Genomic DNA, 20,198 nt, shown 5'->3' with positions numbered 1-20,198 from the left:
ACCCGGCGCACGCGGGCGGGGCACGCCGGGCGGGGCCGGTCCCGACGACCGGCCCCGCCCCTCTCACGTGCGCGTCCTCAGCGGACCGGGGTGAAGTCCCTGGAGCCGATGAACGAGGGCCGCGGGGAGGGCGCCGCGAAGGGCTCGACCGCCGTGTTCTCCACGCTGTTGAACACGATGAAGACGTTGCTGCGCGGGAACGGGGTGATGTTGTCACCCGAGCCGTGCATGCAGTTGCAGTCGAACCAGGTCGCCGCTCCGGCCTTGCCCGTGAAGAGCTTGATGCCGTGCTGCTCGGCGAAGCCGGTGAGCGCCTCGTCCGAGGGAGTCCCCGCGTCCTGCATCTTCAGCGACTGCTTGTAGTTGTCCTTCGGCGTCTCGCCCGCGCAGCCCAGGAAGGTCTTGTGCGACCCGGGCATGATCATCAGGCCGCCGTTGGTGTCGTAGTTCTCGGTCAGCGCGATCGACACGGAGATCGTCCGCATGTTCGGCAGTCCGTCCTCGGCGTGCCAGGTCTCGAAGTCCGAGTGCCAGTAGAAGCCCGAGGCACCGAAGCCCGGCTTCACGTTGATACGGGACTGGTGGACGTACACGTCCGAGCCGAGGATCTGCCGGGCCCGCCCCACCACACGCTCGTCGCGCACCAGACCGGCGAAGACCTCGCTGATCTTGTGGATCTCGAATACCGAGCGTACGTCCTGGGACTTGGGCTCGATGATCGAGCGCTCGTCGGCCCGTACCGCCGGGTCGGTGATCAGCCGCTCGAGTTCGGCGCGGTAGAGCGACACCTCGTCGGGGTTGATCAGCTGGTCGACGGTGAGGAACCCGTCCCGCTCCAGGCCCTGGAGATCGGCCTGGGAGACCGGGCCCGGGGTGCCGGGCGGTGACCAGACGACGGGGTCCTGACGCGGGGTGGTCACCTCACCCACGCCACGAGTCGGGTACAGGTCGGTGCGTGCAGGGGCGGTGGTCATCGTGGTTCAGCCCTCCTCGGTCAGCAGCGGGTAGACGCCGTTCTCGTCATGGTCCTCCCGCCCGGTCACAGGCGGGTTGAAGACGCATACGCAACGGAAGTCGGTCTTGGGCCTGAGAGTGTGCTTCTCGTGGCCGTTGAGCAGATACATCGTGCCGGGCGCGATCCAGTGGGTCTCGCCGGTGTCGTCGTTGGTGAGTTCGGCCTCGCCCTCCACGCACAGCACGGCCTCGATGTGGTTCGCGTACCACATCGACGTCTCGGTGCCCGCGTAGAGCACGGTCTCGTGCAGGGAGAACCCGACCTTCTCCTGGGCGAGCACGATGCGCTTGCTCTCCCAGGTGCCCGACGCGGATTTCACATGGCGGTCGGTGTTCTCGATGTCCTTGAACGATCGGACGATCACGGTGAATAGGACCCTTCTGTGGTGCGGTGTCTTCTACGGGTTCCCCCAGGGGCCCGGCTCAGACCGGGCCCCTGGGGTCACCTTCGGATCAGACGGTCGGTCGGTCGGGCGGTTCACGCGGTGGGGCGGTTCACGCGGTGGGGCGGTCAGGCCGTCTCGCGTACGGCGCGGGCCAGGGTGCGCAGGCCCTCGTCCAGCTCCTCGGGCGTGACGGTCAGCGCGGGCAGCAGCTTCACGACCTCGCTCTCTGGGCCTGAGGTCTCCAGCAGGAGACCCAGTTCGAACGCGCGGCGGCAGATCGCGCCGGCGCGCGGCTTGTCCTGGAACTCCATACCCCAGACCAGACCGCGGCCACGGAAACTCACACTGTCGGGCTCGCACTCGTCGACGATGGCCAGCAGCGCGCGCTCGACCTGCTCGCCGCGCGCCAGGGTCTGCTTCTCCATCTGGCCGTCGGCCCAGTACGTGTTCAGCGCGGCGGCGGCCGTCACGAAGGCCGGGTTGTTGCCGCGGAACGTGCCGTTGTGCTCGCCGGGCTCCCATATGTCCAGCTCCGGCTTGAAGAGCGTCAGCGCCATCGGCAGGCCGTAGCCGCTGATGGACTTCGACAGCGTGACGATGTCGGGGGTGATGCCGGCCTCCTCGAACGAGAAGAAACCGCCGGTGCGCCCGCAGCCCATCTGGATGTCGTCGACGATCAGCAGCATGTCCTGGCGCTCGCACAGTTCGGACAGCGCGCGCAGCCACTCGGGGCGGGCGACGTTGATGCCGCCCTCGCCCTGCACCGTCTCGACGATCACCGCGGCGGGCTTGTTGAGCCCCGAGCCCTGGTCGCCGAGCAGCCGCTCGAACCAGAGGAAGTCCGGGACCTGGCCGTCGAAGTAGTTGTCGAACGGCATCGGGGTGCCGTGCACCAGCGGGATGCCGGCCCCGGCCCGCTTGAACGCGTTGCCGGTGACGGCGAGCGAGCCCAGCGACATGCCGTGGAAGGCGTTGGTGAAGGACACGATCGACTCGCGGTTCTTCACCTTGCGGGCCAGCTTGAGGGCCGACTCGACGGCGTTGGTGCCCGTGGGCCCGGGGAACATCACCTTGTAGGGCAGGTCACGGGGGCGCAGCACCACATCCTGGAAGGACTCCAGGAAGGCGCGTTTGGCCGTGGTGGCCATGTCCAGGCCGTGGGTGATGCCGTCGCGCTCGATGTAGTCGATCAGTGCGCGTTTCAGTACGGGGTTGTTGTGCCCGTAGTTGAGGGAGCCGGCACCGGCGAAGAAGTCGAGGTAGCTGTGGCCGTCCTCGTCGGTGAGACGGCTGCCCTGCGCGCGGTCGAACACGGCGGGCCAGCCGCGGCAGTAGCTGCGCACTTCGGATTCAAGGGTCTCGAAAACGCTCAGGACGGGCGGGGTGATGGTCACAGCGGTCTCCTGCCGAAGGGGTGTGGGAGAGAGAGACGAAGGGGCGGGGGGCGGTCGCTCAGGTCGTGAGCGGGCCGATCCGGTACAGCACCTCGGGCTGGTGCCCCTCGTCGGGGAAGAGTCCCCCGTCGAAGAGCACTTCGCGCTCCAGGGTCGCGCCATGACGCTCGCAGTAGGCGTGGAACATACGGTCCGACGCGATGTTGTCGGGCGTGACGGTCGTCTCGACAGAGGTGATCCCCTGCTCCTCGGTGACCCGCCGGGTGAGTGCGTCCAGCAGGGTCCCGGCGAGGCCCTTGCCGCGGTGGGCACGGTCGACGGCCACCTGCCAGACGACCAGGGCCTCGGGACGCTCGGGCCTGATGTAGCCCGTGACGAAGGCGATGGGAGCCCCGTCCGAGCCGACACCCGGGCCGGAGCCCGTGTCGGTGTCGCAGGAGGCGACGCTGCGGGTGTCGCGGGCCACGACGGACGTCGCGGCGAAGTCACGACACCACAGCAGATAGCTGTACGAGGAGTTCAGGTCGAGTACCTCGGAGTCGCGGGCGATGCGCCAGATCGCGGCCCCGTCCTCCACTCGTGGGGCGTCGATCCGGAAGGATCGCGTGAATTCACTTCGGACACCTGCAAGGTCTGCTTGGGCGGCAGTCATGTCTATTTAATTTACCGAGCTAATTCCGAAATCGCATCGTCAGCAGGGGTTGGGCGGTGACCTGATCTGTGTTATCACGCGGGCGTGTGCGCCGACATGGCAGAGGGGTGATCTGTGCTGGTTTGACCAGGAGGTTTCGGGCAAGTCGGACGCGCTTGTGTACTCGGTCACATATGCGTAACGCTCTCGACCTGCACCGGAATTACGCTGTGGCCGTTGTTGAAACCTTGGTGTTTAGGATCAAAAAAAGCGGGCAGACGAATACGGGAAGCTGCGTGGAGCAGAATGCATTCCCGTATTCCCAATTAATGCCGGCGTTGATTTCAGGATGCGTCGGCGGGCCAACTGTCGGACACTGCCTTCTCGGCCGCCGCGAGATCCACCGGCACCCCCGCCCCGGCGAGCGCGGCCCCCAGGGCCCCGAGCGAGGCCCGCACCGCGCCACGGGTGGCGTCGGAGCCGTAGTGGTTGACCCGGATCATCTCCTTGGACAGCGCCCCGCCGCCGGCGATCAGCGGCAGCGAGGAATCGGCCGCAAGGGCCTCGGTGACCAGCGCCGCGGCGTCCACGCCGGCCGGGGTGCGCAGCGTGGTCGCCACCGGCGCCGCGTCCCGCACGGAGTACACGAACGGCTCAAGGCCGCCGCCGAGTGCGAGAGCGCCCGCGCGGGTGGCCGCGGCGGCCGACGCGTGCGCCGCCATCCGGGTGACGAGCCCCTCACTCTCGATGCGCTCCAGGCACGCGTCCAGGGCCAGCATCTCCAGCTGGGCGGGGGCGTGCGGCAGGGCCTTGCGGCCGGTGTCGATCCAGCGCTCCTTCCAGTCGAGGAGCGAGAGGTACGAGCGGCGCGGCGCCCCCGGGTTCGCGGCCAGCCGCTCCCACGCGCGGGCGCTCACCGACACGGCGGAGACCCCGGCCGGGCCGCCCATGGCCTTCTGCGCGCCGATCACGCACAGGTCGACGCCCCAGGCGTCCGGGAGCAGCGGCTCGGCCGCGACGGACGCGACGGCGTCCAGCATGAACAGGGCCCCGTGGGCCCGCACCGCCTCGCCGATCTCCGCCACGGGGTTGGTGTTGCCGGTGGCCGCCTCCGCGTGGACCAGCGACACGAAGTCGATCTCCGGATGCTCCGCCAGCGCCCGCTCGACCTGCTCGGCACCGGCCGCGGCGTGGAAGGGCACCTCCAGGTCGACGACGGTGGCGCCGCAGTCGCGGAGCCAGTCGCCGAAGGTCTGGCCGTACGGACCGGTGACGACGTTCAGCGCGGTCGAGCCGGCGCGGGCGCCGCCACGGACGCAGCCCTCCAGAGGAAGCAGCGCCTCGCCCTGGGTGATCACGACGTCCTGTTCGGTGTCGAGCAGTGCGGCGACCCGTCGTTCGACGGCCGCGAAACGTGCGGGGGTGAGGGGGGCGAGGTCCAGCAGCGGGTGGGTCACGGAGGTGTGCTCTCTTCGGATCGGACGGATGTGCTCGGCGGCGAGCCGGCGTGTTCGGCGATGAACGGGGAGCGCCCCGCATGCCGCTCGAACGGTGTTCGGGCACTCCCTCGTCGAGGGTACTCAGCGCCTCGTACAGTTCGGCCATGAGTGATCGCGCGGTGCTGCATGTGAAGGGGCGTGTGCTCGTGGGCCCTGACGACGTCAGGGACGAGCTGTGGGTCGTGGACGGGCGGACGAGCTACGAACGCCCCTCCGGCGCGCGTGACGTCCGGACGGTGCGCGGCTGGGCCGTGCCCGGTCTGGTCGACGCCCACTGCCATGTCGGCCTGGACACCCATGGACCGGTGGACGAGGCGACGAGCGAGAAGCAGGCCCTCACGGACCGGGATGCCGGCACCCTCCTTCTGAGGGACGCGGGCTCGCCGTCGGACACCCGCTGGATCGACGACCGTGAGGACCTGCCGAAGATCATCAGGGCCGGCAGGCACATCGCGCGCACCCGCCGCTACATCCGTAACTTCGCCCATGAGATCGAGCCGGGCGACCTCGTCGCCTTCGTCGCCCGCGAGGCCGTGCGCGGCGACGGCTGGGTCAAGCTCGTCGGCGACTGGATAGACCGCGAGGCGGGCGACCTGACCGCGTGCTGGCCGCGCGCCGAGGTCGGGGCGGCGATCGCCGAGGCGCACCGGCTCGGCGCCCGGGTGACGGCGCACTGCTTCGCCGACGTCGCGCTGCGCGATCTGGTCGAGGCCGGGATCGACTGCGTCGAGCACGCGACGGGCCTCACCGACGAGTTGATCCCGCTCTTCGCCGAGCGCGGTGTCGCGATCGTCCCGACGCTGGTCAACATCGCCACCTTTCCGGACCTCGCCGCCGGCGGCGAGGGCAAGTACCCGCGCTGGTCGGCCCATATGCGGCGGCTGCACGCGCGGCGTTACGACACGGTCCGCGACGCGTACGACGCGGGGATCCCGGTCTTCGTCGGCACCGACGCCGGCGGCTCCCTGGCGCACGGTCTGGTGGCCGACGAGGTCGCCGAGTTGGTGAAAGCCGGTATTCCGCCGCTGGAGGCCCTGTCGGCGACGGCGTGGAATGCGAGGGCCTGGCTGGGCCGTCCGGGCCTCGAGGAGGGCGCTCCGGCCGATCTGGTGGTGTTCGACGAGGACCCCAGGGTGGATGTACGGGTGCTGGCGGAGCCGCGGCGGATCGTGCTGAACGGGCGGGTCGTGGGCTGAGGCCGGGAGCCGCGGTGCCGCGGTTGCCGCGTTGACGGTACGGCGCCCGCCGTACGCCCCACGTACGCCTGCCGGAACCGGCTCCCCCACGACTCCACACCCCCCGTGCGGGTGGCCCGGAGGAACGCCCGTACCCGCCGATTCGAACGGTGACGCGGAAATCCCACTTTGGAGTGAACTCACCTCAGGTGTCCGCCTGTTCACTCTCGGTGCGTAAGGATTCCGGTGTCTCGGTCGTCACCCGCCGCCCACGTGTCCCCGTGCCGGCCGGTCGGCGACGTCAAATCTCTGTGGGGGTTCCACCATCTTGAACAGCAATGTCTTCCGCATGCCCGCGCGCCGTTCCGCCGCGCTGGCCGCCGCCGCGGCCCTGGTGGCGGGGCCCGTCGTGCTCGCCGCCCCGGCGCAGGCCACCGGAGGAACCGGGGCGGACGGCGGAAAGGGCAGGGCGAGCGCGGTCGTTCTGCGGACCGGCCTCGACGTGTCCCTGCTCAACAAGTCGGTCCAGGTGCCGCTGCGCGCGGCGCTCAACGAGGTGCAGGCCCCGGCCGACGCGGACAGGACCGCGCTGACCGTCGAGCTCGACGGGGTCGACCGCGGCAGGCCGTTCACCGTGCTGCGCGCCGACGTCGCCACCGCGCGGGCCACCGTCGACGAGCGGAAGGCCGAGGGGTACGCCAACATCGCGCACGCCAAGGTGCATGTGCCGGGGCTGCCGCTGCTGTCGCTCATCGAGGTGCGGGAAGTCACCTCCAAGGCGGTCTGCGAGGCGGGCGGGAAGCCGGTCGCCGAATCCAACCTGCTCGGCGCCGTCACCGTCCTCGGTAAGAAGGTCACGCTGTCCGCGGGCGGGCCGACCCGGGTCGAGGTGCCGGGCGTCGGTGAGGTGACGCTCGACCTGTCGCAGACACGGACCACGTCCCGTACGGCCGCGGCGACCGCGCTGGAACTGCGGGTCGCGGTTAACCCGCTCAGGCTGAACGTCGCCGACGTCCAGGGCACCGTCACACTCGCGCGGGCCACCTGCGAGGCGCCCACCGCACCGGTGAAGCAGCAGCCGCAACCGGAGAAGGAAGGCGTCGTACCGCAGACCGCCGGTGAGCCGGTCGCCGAAAACCTGGCCGAGACGGGCGGCAGTTCCACGACGCCGTATCTGGCGGGTGGAGCCGTGCTGCTGCTCGCCTTGGGCGGCGGCTCGCTAACGCTGGTGCGGGCGCGCGGCAGGAGCTGAGCCGGCGCGCGTCTCCCCGGGGCCGGACGGGCCTACGGCATGCCTGTCTTCGAAGTGGCGCCGTCCGCCCGCGGGGCCGGGCCCGCGGGCGGACGGCGCGGTGCATCGCTGTTGTGATCGAACCGGTCGTACTTGGCCGACTCCGACGACGCAGGGGGGGCACCTCCCGTGCCCCCTCGGGGGCTACGGGGGAGCGTTGCCGTGCCGGGCGTCGCGGGCCAGGCGGGACTTTGAAAGACAGGCCCTGGTCCCGTCCGGCGTCCGGCAACCGGGCGCAGCGCGGCCGGTGGGCCCGGCCGTGATGTCGTCGGCCCGCCGAGCGGCGGTCGACGACACGGTGGGCGTGCCCGGAGCGAGCCGGAGGGCCCGGTACCGCGTCGGCGCCGGCGCGGCGGCCGGACCGAGCCGTACCGCCCGTTCGTCCGGGCGCGCGGCGGCCACCCTCAGTCGCGGGCCTCCGACAGCGCCCGGTCCAGCGCCCGCAGGAAACGGTCCGTCGTCGCCCGGTCCCGCACCGCGATCCGCAGCCACCGCGGTCCGAGCCCCGGAAACGTGTCACCGCGCCGTGCCGCGAAGCCCAGCGCGCGCAGCCGCTCCCGTACGGCCGTGGCCGACTCCGTCGTCACGAGGACGAAGGGCCCCGCCGCCGGCTCGACGGCGCGCACCCCGTCGAACGCGGCGAGCCCGGCCAGCAGATGGGCCCGTTCCGCCGCCGTACGCCGTGCCGCCGACTCCGCCTCCGCGAGCGCGGCGGGCGTCACGCAGGCCTCCGCGGCGGCCAGCGCGGGCGTCGAGACGGGCCACAGCGGCTGGGCCGCCGCGAGGGCCGCGACCGTCGCCGGATCCGCCAGCGCGTAGCCGATCCGCAGACCGGCGAGCCCCCACGTCTTGGTCAGGCTGCGCAGCACCACGAGCCCCGGCACGTGGCGGCGACCGGCCAGCGCCTCGGGCTCCCCGGGCACCGCGTCCATGAACGCCTCGTCCACGACCAGCGTCCGCCCCGGACGCGCCAGTCGTAGGAGGTCGTCGGCCGGATGCAGCACGGACGTCGGGTTCGTCGGATTGCCGACGACCACCAGGTCCGCGTCCTCGGGCACGGCCGCCGGGTCCAGCCGGAAGTCGTCGTCCGCGTCGAGCAGGACCCGCCGCACGGTGTGCCCGGCGCCGAGCAGCGCCGCCTCCGGCTCCGTGAACTGCGGATGCACCACGACGGGGCGGCGCGCCCCGAGAGCGCGGGCGAGCAGCACGAACGCCTCCGCGACGCCCGCCGTCAACAGCACCCGCTCCACCGGCAGCCCGTGCCGCGCCGCGACGGCGGAGCGCGCGGCCCGCCCGTCCGGATAGGCCGCGAGACCGGTGAGCGACGCGGCGATCCGCTCGCGCAGCCACTCCGGGGGAGTGCCGGGGCGGACGTTGACCGCGAGATCGGTCAACTCCGCTCCGTCGTCCCGTACTTCGGCGTCGCCGTGGTGACGCAGGTCGTGCCGGGGCGCCGGGGCGTCAGTGCGCGTGCGCATGACTGCCGTGACCGTGGTGACGGCCGTGACCGTGCCCATGGTCGTGACCGTCGTCGTCCGGGTGGAAGTGCGGCTGCTGCGGAGCCCCCACCTTGTCCTCGAAGCCCGGCAGCGCGATGCGGTAGACGCACGAGTCGCAGTTCATCCGCAGATCGCCCCGGACCGCCTCGCGGTAGCGCTCCATGACCAGATCCAGCAACTCGTCGGTCGGCCCCACCACATCGGCCGACGCCACCTCGGTCCGCGGATGGGCCGCCGCCCACTCCCGTGTCTGGCGCACCACGCGCTCCGGCAGGATCCCGGCGAACAGGAAGTACGGCAGGACCACGATCCGGCGCGCCCCGAGCCGTACGCAGCGGTCGAGCCCGCTCGGCACGTCCGGCGCGGCCAGCGACACGAACGCCGTCTCCACACCCGCGTAACCGCGACCCTCCCAAAGAAGCCGCGCCGCCTTCAGCACCTCCGCGTTGGCGTCCGGGTCGGTCGAGCCGCGCCCCACGAGCAGGACGGTCACCTCCGACCTGTCGCCGTCGTAACCCGCCGATTGCGCGAGCGCCTCCTCCAGACGGCGTTCGAGGACCGTCAGCAGAGCGGGGTGCGGGCCCAGCGGACGGCCGTAGGTGTACGAGATGCCCGGGTGCCGCTCCTTCTCGCGCTTCAGCGCGGCCGGTATGTCGCCCTTGGCGTGCCCGGCGGACACCAGCATCAGCGGGACCGCCGCGAACCGGGTGACGCCCCGCTCGACGAGTTCGGACACGGCGTCGCCGATCGGCGGTGCGGAGAGCTCGATGAAGCCGCCCGCGACGGGCAGTTCGGGGTGGCGCCTGCCCAGCTCCCGTACGAACTCCCGGAAGGCCTCGGCGCCCCCCGTGTCCCTGGTGCCGTGGCCGGCGATGAGCAGTGCGGGTCCGGGGGTGGTCACGCGTTCTCCTTGGCGAGCTGGTGATGGGGCGGGTCGTACGGGTGGTAGAGCAGGGCGTTGAGCGCGGCGGCGGCCACGGCGGAGCCGCCCTTCTCCGAGAGGTTGGACACCGACGGCAGCCCGCTCTCGCGCAGCGCCGCCTTCGACTCGACGGCGCCGACGAAGCCGACCGGCAGCCCGATCACGAGCGCGGGCGCGGCGTCCAGGAGCAGCAGCTCCTCAAGTGCGGTGGGGGCGCAGCCGATCACCCAGATCGCGCCCGGCCCCACCTGCTCGTACGCCAGGCGCACCGCGTGCGCGGAACGGGTCAGTCCAGGGCCCGACACCGCCTCCTTGAGACGGCAGACCGCGGTGCGACGGGTGATCCCGGCGGCGACCATCTCCACATCGGCGACGACCGGCGCGCCCGCGTGCAGCACGCCGTGCGCGGCGGCCAGCGTGGCCTCGTCGCAGACGAGATCGGTCACATACGCCGGATCGGCCGCCGAGTGGACGACACGCTCCACGACCGCGCGGGTCAGCGGCGCGAGGTGCGAGGTCTCGACGCGGGCGCGCAGCCTGCGGAACGACTCCTCCTCGATGGGGTGGACGACGCGCTCCCGCTGGTTCACCGGGCTCCTTCCGACTGCCACCGGTAGCCCCGTGGCGTCACCATGCGGCCCGCGATCTCACGCGTGGCCGTGTTGCCCACCGTCACCACCGTCATCATGTCCACCGTCGCCGGATCGAGCCGGGCGAGCGTGGTGAGGTGGCTGGTGCCGTCGGGGCGGGAGGCGTTGCGTACGACGCCGACGGGTGTCGTCGCGGTACGGTGCTCCGCCAGCAGGGCGAGCGCCTTGGGCAGTTGCCAGTCCCGGCCCCGGCTGCGCGGGTTGTAGAAGGTCACCACGATGTCGGCCTCGGCCGCCGCGCGGACGCGGCGTTCGATGACCTCCCACGGAGTGTGCAGGTCGCTGAGGCTGATCGAGACGTGATCGTGCCCGAGGGGCGCGCCGAGTATCGCGGCGGCGGCCAGCGCGGCCGTCACGCCCGGTACGCCGACCACCTCGATGTCGTCGGCCGCCTCGGCGAGCGCGGGGGACGCCATGGCGTACACGCCCGCGTCGCCGCTGCCGACGAGGGCCACCGCGTGGCCCGCCCGCGCCTCGGTCACCGCCGTACGGGCCCGCTCCTCCTCGCGCCCGAGCCCCGACTCGATGACGCGGGTGCCGGGGCGCAGCAGGTCCCGGATCTGGTCGACGTACTGGTCGAGCCCGACGAGCACCGAGGCGCGCCGCAGCTCGGCCGTCGCGCGCGGCGTCAGCAGGTCCCGCGCGCCGGGGCCGAGCCCGACGACGGCGAGCCGCCCGCGCGGCGCGCGGCGCGCGACGGCACACGTCGCCATCGCCGCGCGCCCCTCGGGGCCGGACTTCCGCTTCGGTACAAGGAGTTCACCCCCGCGCCCGGCGGCGAGCGCGGCGGCCTCGGCGACCGACGGGGTACCGACGGCGGCGAGCGGGGCGTCGGACGGGTTGGGCACGGTGATCGCGGCCAGCACGTCCGCCGGATACGTCCGCAGGGGCACCCCGAGCCGGCCGGCCACCCCGACGATGCCGGGCTCGTCCGCCTTGGCGTCGACGGTCGCCAACTCCACGACGCTGAGCACGGAGAGCCCGGCGTCCCGCAGCACGTCCCGAACGAGCCCGTACACCTCGTCGACCCCGACGCCCCGGCTGGCCCCGACCCCGACGACGAGCGACGGCGGCCGGACCACGACATCCGCCGCCCCGAGATCCACGACCCGATCGGTGACGAACAGCCGAGGCCCGGGGCCGCCGGGCCCGCCGGCGCCGCCGCCGAGTCGCCCGTCCCGCAGCACGTTCGGGGGGAGCGGGGGCAGGGGCCACACCGCGTCCGCGTGCAGTGGTACCGGGGTGCCGTCGAGGATCGCGCGGGTCACCGTCGCCACCGCGCCCTCCGTGGGGAGGCCCAGTGTGTCGAGGCCGGGGATGCCCGTGGCGTCCGTCGCCGTCGTGATCACCGGGGCCGCGGCGAGGACCGAGGCGACCTCCGTCGCCAGGGAGTTGGCCCCGCCGCCGTGGCCGCCGAGGAGCGACACCGCGTAGCGGCCCGCCTCGTCCACGCACACGACGCCCGGGTCCGACGCCTTGTCGGTCAGGAGCGGGGCCAGCAGCCGTACCGTCGCCCCCGTGGCCAGGAAGCACACCAACTGCTCGCACTCGGCGAACGCGCGCTCCACCGCCTCGCGCACCGGGCCGTCGTAGACGCGGGTGCGGCCGGGCCAGGCCGCGGCCAGGCGGTCGCGGGCCGAAGTGCCCGCCGCGGTGGCGGAGATCAGGCCGATCACTGGGTCGCTCCTTGCGGTGGACGGAGATCCGCCGGGGGGCGGTCGCCCCACAGCAGGAAGACGGGGTTGGTGCCCGCGAGCCGGGTCACCTCGCCGGGCAGCGGCGTGAGCCGCGAGGAGTGCAGCAGAACGCCACCTGTCGCGAACCCGGCCGACGACAGTGCTTCCCGCACCGCCCCCACCCGGTCCAGCGCGGCGAGCGACACCACGACCGTCCGGCGCGCCCGGCGCGCGCACGCCGTCACGATCGCGGGCAGCTCACGGCCCCCGCCACCGACGAACACGGCGTCCGGATCGGGCAGTTCGTCCAGTGCCGCGGGCGCGGACCCGTGCACCGTCTGGACGTCCACACCGTGTGCGAGGGCGTTCGCGCGGACCCGTCCGACGCCGTCGGACGACTTCTCCACCGCGACCGCCGCCGCGCCGAACCGCGCGCACTCCACGGCCACCGACCCCGAGCCCGCGCCGACGTCCCACACCAGGTCGCCCGTCCTCGGCCCGAGCCTGGCCAGTGCCAGCGCACGCACCTCGAACTTGGTGATCATCGAGTCGCGGTGCGCGAACTCCTCCTCGCCCAGGGCCCAGCGGGCCGGCCCCGGCCCGCGACCGGCCAGCGTGCGCGGCGCCGGGGCGTGTGCCGCCGCCCGCGTTTCGTCCAGGCAGAGCACCACACTGAGCGGCTCCGGCCACGCGCGTTCCGCCGCGTCGGCGGGTGACACGTGCTCGACCCGCTCGCCGTCCGGGTCGCCCAGCGCCGACGCGACGACGAGCGTGCGCCGAAGCCCGGTGTCCGCGAGCGCCGCGCCGAGTTCGGCCGGCCCCGCTCCGGGGCCGGTCAGTACGGCGACCTTGGGATGCGCGCGGCAGACGTTCACCACCGTACGGAGGTCGCGTCCGTGGGCGCTGACGACGACCGCGTCGTCCCACGGCAGGCCGACCCTGGCGAACGCCACCGCGACCGACGGGGCGGCGGGCCGTACGTCCAGGGTCCCGGGCCCGAAGCGGCCGGCCAGCGCCCTGACGATCCCGAACAGCCCCGGATCGCCCGAGGCCAGCACCACGACGCGGCCGGCGCCCTCATCGGCGTGGTGCCGGGCGATCACGTCCAGCGCCGGCGCCAGCGGCCCGAGCACCACCCGGGAGATCCGCTCGGGCAGCCCGGCCTCGGCCGCGGCCTCCTTGAGATGCCGTCGCCCGCCGACGACCAGCGCCGCCTCCGACAGCGCGCGCAGGGAGTCCGCGCTGAGCGGCGTCCCCGTCCCCGTACCGATGACCGTGATCACCGCGCGGCGCCCCGGGCCCGCTCCTCGCGCAGGGACTCGCGCAGAGCCTTGCGGGCGGCCGGGTCGGCCCGCCGGAAGCCGTGGAAGTGTCCCGGGTGGTAGAGGTGCGAGCGGGTCCCCGACGCGGACAGCGCGGGCCCCACCAGGAACAGCGTGTGCTTCCAGAGCCTGTGCTCCTTGACGGTCTCCTCCAGCGTGCCGAGGGTGCAGCTCACGAGCAGCTCCTCGGGCCAGGTGACCTGATGGGCGACGACGACCGGGGTCGACGTCGGATAGCCGCCCTCCAGAAGCTCCTGGGTGAGCTGACCCGACCGCGCGGCCGACAGGAACACCGCCATCGTGGTGCCGTGCCGTGCGAACTCCCGCACCTCCTCACCGGGCGGCATCGGCGTCTTCCCGCCGCCCAGCCGGGTCAGGATCACCGACTGCGCGACCTGAGGAATCGTCAACTCCCGCCCCGCGACGGCGGCGACCGCCGAGAACGACGAGACCCCCGGCACGATCTCCACCGCCAGACCGAGCGCGTCGCAGCGGTCGAGCTGCTCCTGCGTACCGCCCCACAGGGCCGGGTCGCCCGAGTGGATCCGGGCGACCTTCAGTCCGTCGCGCACCGCACGTTCGTACACGGCGACGACGTCCTCCAGGGAGAGCGCCGCCGAGTCGAGGATCTCGGCCCCCTCGCGCGCGTGGCCGAGCACCTCGGCCTGCACCAGGCTCGCCGCCCAGATGACGACGTCGGCGGCGGCGATGGCGCGCGCGGCACGGAAGGTCAGCAGGTCGGCGGCGCCGGGGCCCGCCCCGACGAAGGTCACCTTGCCGGCGGTGGTGCCGGCGCCGGTCGAGGTCGGGGCTTCGGTGTCGGTCATGAGCGGCGGTCCTCGCGGGTCAACGGGGCGGGGGAGCGGAAGGGGTGAACATGAACGTGCGGACCGGGGGCCCGATCGGCTAGCAAGGGCCCATGGCGGTGTTCGTCGCGCTCGGCGCGTTCCTCATGACGCTCTTCGGCGGCTGGACGGCGCAGCGCGTCACCGACCGCCGCCATCTGGTGCTCGGTCTGGCCGGCGGGCTGATGCTCGGCGTGGTCGGCCTCGAACTGCTGCCCGAGGCCATGGAGGTGGCCGGCGAGGACTTCCTCGGCGTACACCGCGCGCTGCTGCTGTTCGTCGGCGGATTCCTCTTCGCGCACGTCGTGGAGCGGCTGCTGGCCGTACGCCGGGCCGCGCACGGCGCCCCGGACGGCGCGGGACCCCACGGTCACGGGGCGGCCGCCGGAAAGATGGAGCGTGCGCCCGAGGTGGGACTGACGGCGGCGGCCGCCATGGTTCTCCACAGCCTGATGGACGGCATCGCGCTCGGCGCCGCGTTCCAGGTCGGCGGCGGCATGGGCGCGACCGTCGCGCTCGCCGTCATCACCCACGACTTCGCCGACGGATTCAACACGTACACGCTCACCAGCCTCTACGGGAACGACCGCCGCAGAGCCTTCGCGATGCTCTTCGCCGACGCGGTCGCGCCCGTCGTCGGCGCCGCCTCCACGCTGCTGTTCACCCTTCCGGAGGAACTTCTCGGCAGCTACCTCGGCTTCTTCGGCGGCGCGCTGCTGTATCTGGCCGCCGCCGAGATTCTTCCCGAGGCGCACCACGAGCACCCGGCGCTGTCCACACTGCTGTGCACCGTGGGCGGCGTGGCGTTCATCTGGCTGGTGGTGGCGCTGGCCGGCTGACCCTGCCCGGCCGGTGCGAGACGTACTCACAGCTTGCCCCCGCGCCCGCCGTCACGCCGCGCGGGCGCGATGAGCGTCGAGAGGTACGGCAACGGCCCCCGCTCCAGCTCCGACGCGGGCCGGATCGACTCCTCCGGCAGCCCGAGCGCCGACCCCCACACCGCGCCCTGTGTACGGCCGGTCTCCCGCAGCGCAGTGGCGACCTCCCCCGCCAGCCGCCCGAACTTGTACGCCACGACCGTGCCGGGGCCGTCCAGCGCGTCCTTCAGTACGGAGGCGCCCGCCGTCACCGGCACCAGCGTCAACGGCTCGGTCCCCTCGGCCAGTACGACCTCGCCGCGGGCCGCGAGGTCCTGCATGGCGGTGATCCCCGGAACGGTCTCCACGACCGTCCCCGGCACCAGCTCACCGATCGTCTGCGCGAGATAGGTGAAGGTCGAATAGACGTTCGGGTCGCCGATCGTCGCGAACGCCACACTGCCGTGCGGGTGCGCGCGCAGCAGCTCGGCGACGCGCCGGCCCGCCGCGTCCCAGGCGGCCTCACGGCGGGCACGGTCCGCGCGCTCGTTGAGCGCGAAGACGATCCGTACGACGCTCCCGGCGCCGACGTGGTGCAGCACGGTCGCCTCGGCCCGGCCGGGCTCCCCGCCGTCCGTGCCGTCGGCCGCCGCCATCACCGGGACGACGACGACATCGGCCTCCCGCAGGCACCGCACGCCCTTCACCGTCACCAGCTCGGGGTCTCCGGGCCCCACGCCGACCCCGACGAGTCTGCCGCCCGCCGGACCGTTGCCGCTCATGCCACGCACCTTTCGACGAACCTCCGTGCCATACCGGGCGCCGCCGCCCAGTGCGTATGCAGATAGCTGGCGTGCACCCCCCGCTGTACGAACCCCTCCACCCGGCGCTCGGGCCGCACCAGCCCCCACGCGGGCGCCGGCCCGGCGCCCGGCTCCAGCACCGTCCGGTGGAACTCGTGTCCCCGCAGCCGGGTCCCGGCCGCCGCCAGGACGCTGTCCCCGACGGCGACCGCCTCCCGGTAACCGAGCGTCAGCCGCCGCGACATCCGCGCGTCGGCGTCGAGCACGCCGCACATCGGCGCACCGTCGAGCGACCGCGCCAGATAGAGCAGCCCGGCGCACTCGGCGGCCACGGGGGCGCCGGAGCGGGCCAGTTCGGCGGCCTCCTTACGGAGGGGCTCATTGGCGCCCAACTCGGCGGCGTACACCTCGGGGAAGCCACCACCGATGACCAACCCCCGTGTGCCGGCCGGCAGCCGCTCGTCCCGCAGGGGATCGAAGACGACGACCTCGGCACCGGCGGCGCGCAGCAGCTCGGCATGCTCGGCGTACGAGAAGGTGAAGGCGGCCCCACCGGCGACAGCGACCACGGGCACAGTCAACCCCTCCGGCGAGATATCCAGCCTCTCCGGCGTTTGAGGCGCGCTTCGCGGCCTCTCCGGCGTTTGAGGAGCGGGGCCCGGGGCGGAACCCCGGTTTCGGGAAGGGGCGGGTAGGGGAACAGGCCCGCCGCAGGCGCCACCCCCCACCCCCCGCACCGCGCCCCCCGCATCCCACACCCCCACCTCCAAAGAAGGCGCACTGCGCGCCAACGCGAGCAACCCCTCCACGTCACACCCCACCCGCACCCGCTCCGCCAGCCCCCGCACCACCGCGACCGCGTCCTCCCGCCGCTCGGAGACCGGCACCAGCCCCAGGTGCCGCGACGGCGTCTCGATCTCGGCCGCGCGCCGCAGCACCCCGAGCACCGGCACCCCCGATTCGTCCAGCGCCTCGCGCAGCAACTCCTCGTGCCGGTCGGACCCGACCTTGTTGAGGATCACCCCGCCGATCCGCACCTCCGGGTCCCACGACGCGAACCCGTGCACCAGGGCCGCCACCGACCGGGACTGCGACGACGCGTCCACGACGAGCACCACCGGCGCCCGCAGCAGCTTCGCCACCTGCGCGGTGGAAGCGAGTTCGCCCTGCCCGGCGGCGCCGTCGTACAGCCCCATCACGCCCTCGACCACGGCCAGGTCGCAGCCCGAGGCGCCGTGCGCGAAGAGCGGGCCGATCAGCTCCGTACCGCACAGATACGCGTCGAGGTTCCGGCCCGGCCGCCCCGTGGCCAGGGCGTGATAGCCCGCGTCGATGTAGTCGGGCCCGACCTTGTGCGGCGACACGGCGAGGCCGCGCGCGGTGAGGAGCGCCATCAGCCCGGTGGCGACCGTGGTCTTGCCGCTGCCGGAGGCCGGCGCGGCGATGACGAGCCGTGGCACCGTCACCCGCGAACTGGGGGAAACCGGGGCCACGTTCACCACTCGATGCCCCTCTGACCCTTCTGCCCCGCGTCCATCGGATGCTTGACCTTCGTCATGTCCGTGACCAGATCGGCCAGTTCGACCAACGCATCCGGTGCGTTCCGCCCGGTGATCACGACATGCTGTGTCCCCGGCCGCTCCCGCAGGACCCGCACCACCTCGTCGGTGTCCACCCAGCCCCAGTGCATCGGATACGCGAACTCGTCCAGCACGTAGAGCCGGTACGTCTGCGCCGCCAGGTCCCGCTTGACCTGCTCCCAGCCCTCACGCGCCGCGTCCTCGTTGGACAGCTGCCGGTCGCGCTGCACCCAGGACCAGCCCTCGCCCATCTTGTGCCAGGCGACCGAACCGCCCTCGCCGCTCGCCCCCAGCACCTTCAGCGCGTGCTCCTCGCCGACCTTCCACTTCGCGGACTTGACGAACTGGAACACCCCGATCGGCCACCCCTGCGTCCAGCCGCGCAGCGCGAGCCCGAACGCCGCCGTCGACTTGCCCTTGCCGATGCCCGTGTGGACCACGACCAGGGGGCGGTTGCGGCGCTGCCGGGTGGTGAGCCCGTCGTCCGGCACGACGGCCGGCTGTCCCTGCGGCATCAGGCAACCCTCCTGTGTGAACCCCGTGCGTCCCGTACAGCGCCCTGCACGTCCCTGACCAGGTCGGCGACGCTGTCCGCGCGCAGCTCGTCGAGCGTGACGGCGGCGCCGCCCAGATCGCCCGCGAGCGCCGCCGCCAGCCCGAGCCGTACCGGCCCCGACTCGCAGTCCACGACCACCGACGCCGTGCCCTCGGCGGCGTGCAGCCGCGCCGCGCGCCCACCGAGCGCCACCGGGTCCGGTCCGCCCGTCGCCCGCCCGTCCGTGACCACGACGAGCAGCGGGCGCCGCGCGGGATCACGCATCCGCTCCACCCGCAGGACGTCGTGCGCCTTCATGAGCCCGGCGGACAGCGGGGTGCGCCCGCCCGTGGGCAGCGTTTCCAGCCGTGCGGCCGCCGCGTCGACCGACGAGGTCGGCGGCAGCGCCACCGTGGCGTCCCTCCCACGGAAGGTGACCAGACCGACCTTGTCGCGCCGCTGGTACGCGTCCAGCAGCAGCGACAGCACCGCGCCCTTCACGGCCGACATGCGCTGCCGCGCCGCCATCGAGCCGGAGGCGTCCACCACGAACAGCACCAGATTGCCCTCGCGCCCCTCGCGGGCCGCCTGCCGCAGATCGTCGCGCCGCACCACCAGCCCCCGCCCCGAACGCCCGCGCGCGCGCTGGTGCGGGGCGGCGGCCAGGACGGTGGCGGCCAGGTGCAGCTTGGTGAGCGTCCCCCGGGGCCGCCGGGCCCCTGTCGTACGGCCGTGGTCGGTACGGGCCCGTGAACGGCGCCCCGCCGCGCCCTCACCGAGACCGGGCACGCTGAGTACCTTCGTACGGAAGGGCTCGGCGGACCGTACGGCGGACCGCTCACCGCCGCCGGATCCCGGCGGCGGTCCCGCCTCGTCGCCCGCCTCGTCACCCTCGGCCGGCTCCGGCCGGGCGGGGGAGTTGCGCGGAGCCTCGGGTGGTCCGTCCTGCGATGGCTGCCCGCCGCCCCCCGGTCCGTCCGGGTCCGGATCGTCGTCCGGGGAGTCGTCCCGGTCGCCCCCGCTCTCGTTGTCCCCCGCGTCCCCGCCGCCGGACTCCTCCAGCGTGTCGTCCAGCTTCTCCTCGTCCAGGCCCGGCGCGTCGAAGGGGTTGCGGCGCCTGCGGTGGGGGAGCGCCAGCAGTGCCGCCTGCCGCACGTCCTCGGCCAGCACCACCGTGCGGCCCGCCCACGCGGCGAGCGTCGTGGCCGTCCGCGCCATCACGATGTCGGCCCGCATGCCGTCCACCTCGAACGCGGCGCACGTCGCCGCGATCTGCCGCAGCGCCGCGTCCCCGAGGCGTACCTCGGGCAGCAGCGCCCGCGCGGCCACGATGAGCGCCCGCAGCGCGTTCTCCTCCTCGGCCCACCGTGCGGCGAATCCGGCGGGGTCGTCGTCGTACGCGAGCCGCCGCCGTACGACCTCGACCCGCAGATCCGGCTCGCGCGACGCGGCGACCTCGACGGTCAGTCCGAACCGGTCGAGCAACTGCGGCCGCAGCTCGCCCTCCTCGGGGTTCATCGTCCCGACGAGCAGGAAGCGGGAGGCGTGCCGTACGGAGACCCCTTCACGCTCCACGTAGGAGGCGCCCATCGCGGCGGCGTCCAACAGAAGGTCCACCAGATGGTCGTGGAGGAGGTTGACCTCGTCGACGTACAGCACGCCCCGGTGCGCGTCGGCGAGGAGCCCCGGCTCGAACGCCTTCACGCCCTCGGCCAGTGCCCGCTCGATGTCGAGCGCTCCGACGAGCCGGTCCTCGGAGGCGCCGACGGGCAGTTCGACCATCCGCGCGGGCCGTGCCGCCCCGCCGCCGCCCTCGTGCGGCCCGTCGGGGCACGCCGGGTCGGGAGCCCCCGGATCGCACGAGAACCGGCATCCGACGACGACGGACACCTCCGGTATGAGCACCGAGAGGGCGCGCACGGCCGTGCTCTTCGCGGTGCCCTTCTCGCCGCGCACCAGAACCCCGCCCACGGCGGGGGAGACGGCGTTGAGCAGCAGCGCGAGCCGCAGATCGTCCTGTCCGACGATCGCGGTGAAGGGGTATGGCGTACTCACAGTGCCTCCATGGCATGGGTCGGCGTGTTCGGCGCGTCCGGCGTTCGGCGGCTGGCTCCGGCGC

Annotated in this window: 18 protein-coding genes; 3 read left to right on the top strand and 15 right to left on the bottom strand. The window is 73.3% G+C overall.

The features are described from left to right. Positions 1 to 77: 77 nt before the first annotated feature. The 5 genes from thpD to SSPS47_RS06680 form a co-directional block, all read right to left on the bottom strand. On the bottom strand, positions 78 to 974 hold the full coding sequence (gene thpD / locus SSPS47_RS06700; protein WP_164249492.1) for an ectoine hydroxylase: 897 nt from the start codon (positions 972 to 974) through the stop codon (positions 78 to 80). A 6-nt stretch (positions 975 to 980) separates the two neighbouring features. Then, positions 981 to 1,379: an ectoine synthase gene (locus SSPS47_RS06695; RefSeq protein WP_078077956.1), complete on the bottom strand. Its 399-nt coding sequence runs from the start codon at positions 1,377 to 1,379 to the stop codon at positions 981 to 983. 146 nt (positions 1,380 to 1,525) lie between these two features. Beyond that, positions 1,526 to 2,794, bottom strand: coding sequence for a diaminobutyrate--2-oxoglutarate transaminase (ectB, locus tag SSPS47_RS06690; protein WP_147872109.1), 1,269 nt, complete (start codon positions 2,792 to 2,794; stop codon positions 1,526 to 1,528). A gap of 58 nt (positions 2,795 to 2,852) precedes the next feature. After that, positions 2,853 to 3,446 carry a diaminobutyrate acetyltransferase gene (gene ectA, locus SSPS47_RS06685; protein WP_164249490.1) on the bottom strand — a complete coding sequence of 198 codons (594 nt, stop codon included), beginning with the start codon at positions 3,444 to 3,446 and terminating at the stop codon, positions 2,853 to 2,855. 323 nt (positions 3,447 to 3,769) lie between these two features. Continuing rightward, the gene (locus tag SSPS47_RS06680; protein WP_164249488.1) at positions 3,770 to 4,882 is read right to left on the bottom strand and encodes an aminotransferase class V-fold PLP-dependent enzyme; all 1,113 of its coding nucleotides are present in this window, start codon (positions 4,880 to 4,882) and stop codon (positions 3,770 to 3,772) included. 146 nt (positions 4,883 to 5,028) lie between these two features. Here SSPS47_RS06680 and SSPS47_RS06675 point away from each other — a divergent pair, with 146 nt between their 5' ends. Next, positions 5,029 to 6,120, top strand: a complete 1,092-nt coding sequence (locus tag SSPS47_RS06675; protein ID WP_164249486.1) for an amidohydrolase family protein — start codon at positions 5,029 to 5,031, stop codon at positions 6,118 to 6,120. 307 nt (positions 6,121 to 6,427) lie between these two features. Next, entirely contained in the window at positions 6,428 to 7,351 is a 924-nt protein-coding gene (locus SSPS47_RS06670; RefSeq protein ID WP_164249484.1) for an SCO1860 family LAETG-anchored protein, read from the top strand. A gap of 443 nt (positions 7,352 to 7,794) precedes the next feature. Here SSPS47_RS06670 and cobC read toward each other — a convergent pair whose 3' ends face one another. The 6 genes from cobC to cobM are packed head-to-tail and all read right to left on the bottom strand — an operon-like array spanning position 7,795 to position 14,286. Further along, a complete protein-coding gene (gene cobC, locus SSPS47_RS06665; protein WP_239065224.1) occupies positions 7,795 to 8,868 on the bottom strand; it encodes an Rv2231c family pyridoxal phosphate-dependent protein CobC in 1,074 nt (357 codons plus the stop codon). After that, the gene (locus SSPS47_RS06660; RefSeq protein WP_164249480.1) at positions 8,852 to 9,790 is read right to left on the bottom strand and encodes a sirohydrochlorin chelatase; all 939 of its coding nucleotides are present in this window, start codon (positions 9,788 to 9,790) and stop codon (positions 8,852 to 8,854) included. Before SSPS47_RS06660 ends, cobC begins: the two co-directional genes overlap by 17 nt. Continuing rightward, complete coding sequence (locus SSPS47_RS06655; protein WP_164249477.1) at positions 9,787 to 10,401, bottom strand: precorrin-8X methylmutase; 615 nt, start codon at positions 10,399 to 10,401, stop codon at positions 9,787 to 9,789. Before SSPS47_RS06655 ends, SSPS47_RS06660 begins: the two co-directional genes overlap by 4 nt. Beyond that, the gene (gene cobJ / locus SSPS47_RS06650; RefSeq protein WP_164249475.1) at positions 10,398 to 12,137 is read right to left on the bottom strand and encodes a precorrin-3B C(17)-methyltransferase; all 1,740 of its coding nucleotides are present in this window, start codon (positions 12,135 to 12,137) and stop codon (positions 10,398 to 10,400) included. Before cobJ ends, SSPS47_RS06655 begins: the two co-directional genes overlap by 4 nt. Further along, positions 12,134 to 13,420 (bottom strand): precorrin-6y C5,15-methyltransferase (decarboxylating) subunit CbiE, encoded by a 1,287-nt coding sequence (gene cbiE, locus SSPS47_RS06645; protein ID WP_164249474.1) that lies wholly within the window; start codon positions 13,418 to 13,420, stop codon positions 12,134 to 12,136. Before cbiE ends, cobJ begins: the two co-directional genes overlap by 4 nt. Then, positions 13,417 to 14,286: a precorrin-4 C(11)-methyltransferase gene (gene cobM / locus SSPS47_RS06640; protein WP_164249472.1), complete on the bottom strand. Its 870-nt coding sequence runs from the start codon at positions 14,284 to 14,286 to the stop codon at positions 13,417 to 13,419. The genes cbiE and cobM overlap by 4 nt, the downstream gene beginning before the upstream one ends. Before the next feature lie 92 nt (positions 14,287 to 14,378). On the opposite strand from cobM, the gene SSPS47_RS06635 reads away from it, so the two are divergent. Further along, positions 14,379 to 15,143, top strand: a complete 765-nt coding sequence (locus SSPS47_RS06635; protein WP_147872087.1) for a ZIP family metal transporter — start codon at positions 14,379 to 14,381, stop codon at positions 15,141 to 15,143. 26 nt (positions 15,144 to 15,169) lie between these two features. On the opposite strand, the gene cobI is transcribed toward SSPS47_RS06635, so the two are convergent. Genes cobI through SSPS47_RS06615 form a run of 4 tightly spaced genes read right to left on the bottom strand, consistent with a single transcriptional unit; the run spans position 15,170 to position 20,134 of the window. Then, entirely contained in the window at positions 15,170 to 15,943 is a 774-nt protein-coding gene (gene cobI / locus SSPS47_RS06630; RefSeq protein WP_147872086.1) for a precorrin-2 C(20)-methyltransferase, read from the bottom strand. After that, positions 15,940 to 17,430, bottom strand: coding sequence for a cobyrinate a,c-diamide synthase (locus SSPS47_RS06625; RefSeq protein ID WP_164249469.1), 1,491 nt, complete (start codon positions 17,428 to 17,430; stop codon positions 15,940 to 15,942). Before SSPS47_RS06625 ends, cobI begins: the two co-directional genes overlap by 4 nt. A gap of 29 nt (positions 17,431 to 17,459) precedes the next feature. After that, positions 17,460 to 18,059: a cob(I)yrinic acid a,c-diamide adenosyltransferase gene (gene cobO, locus SSPS47_RS06620; protein WP_164249467.1), complete on the bottom strand. Its 600-nt coding sequence runs from the start codon at positions 18,057 to 18,059 to the stop codon at positions 17,460 to 17,462. Further along, positions 18,059 to 20,134 carry a putative cobaltochelatase gene (locus tag SSPS47_RS06615; protein WP_164249465.1) on the bottom strand — a complete coding sequence of 692 codons (2,076 nt, stop codon included), beginning with the start codon at positions 20,132 to 20,134 and terminating at the stop codon, positions 18,059 to 18,061. Before SSPS47_RS06615 ends, cobO begins: the two co-directional genes overlap by 1 nt. Between the last annotated feature and the right edge of the window lie 64 nt (positions 20,135 to 20,198).

Origin of the sequence: Streptomyces sp. S4.7 (assembly GCF_010384365.1) — a bacterium.
Classification (GTDB): domain Bacteria; phylum Actinomycetota; class Actinomycetes; order Streptomycetales; family Streptomycetaceae; genus Streptomyces.
Note: the sequence above shows the minus strand (reverse complement) of the source record. Positions and strands in the feature narration are given on the sequence as shown.

Excerpts from the sequence above, each read along its gene's own strand:
- cobI (WP_147872086.1), bottom strand. The coding sequence starts at position 15,943 with ATGAGCGGCAACGGTCCGGCGGGCGGCAGACTCGTCGGGGTCGGCGTG.
- cobO (WP_164249467.1), bottom strand. The coding sequence starts at position 18,059 with ATGCCGCAGGGACAGCCGGCCGTCGTGCCGGACGACGGGCTCACCACC.
- cobC (WP_239065224.1), bottom strand. The coding sequence starts at position 8,868 with ATGCGCACGCGCACTGACGCCCCGGCGCCCCGGCACGACCTGCGTCAC.
- ectA (WP_164249490.1), bottom strand. The coding sequence starts at position 3,446 with ATGACTGCCGCCCAAGCAGACCTTGCAGGTGTCCGAAGTGAATTCACG.
- thpD (WP_164249492.1), bottom strand. The coding sequence starts at position 974 with ATGACCACCGCCCCTGCACGCACCGACCTGTACCCGACTCGTGGCGTG.
- SSPS47_RS06675 (WP_164249486.1), top strand. The coding sequence starts at position 5,029 with ATGAGTGATCGCGCGGTGCTGCATGTGAAGGGGCGTGTGCTCGTGGGC.
- cobM (WP_164249472.1), bottom strand. The coding sequence starts at position 14,286 with ATGACCGACACCGAAGCCCCGACCTCGACCGGCGCCGGCACCACCGCC.
- SSPS47_RS06635 (WP_147872087.1), top strand. The coding sequence starts at position 14,379 with ATGGCGGTGTTCGTCGCGCTCGGCGCGTTCCTCATGACGCTCTTCGGC.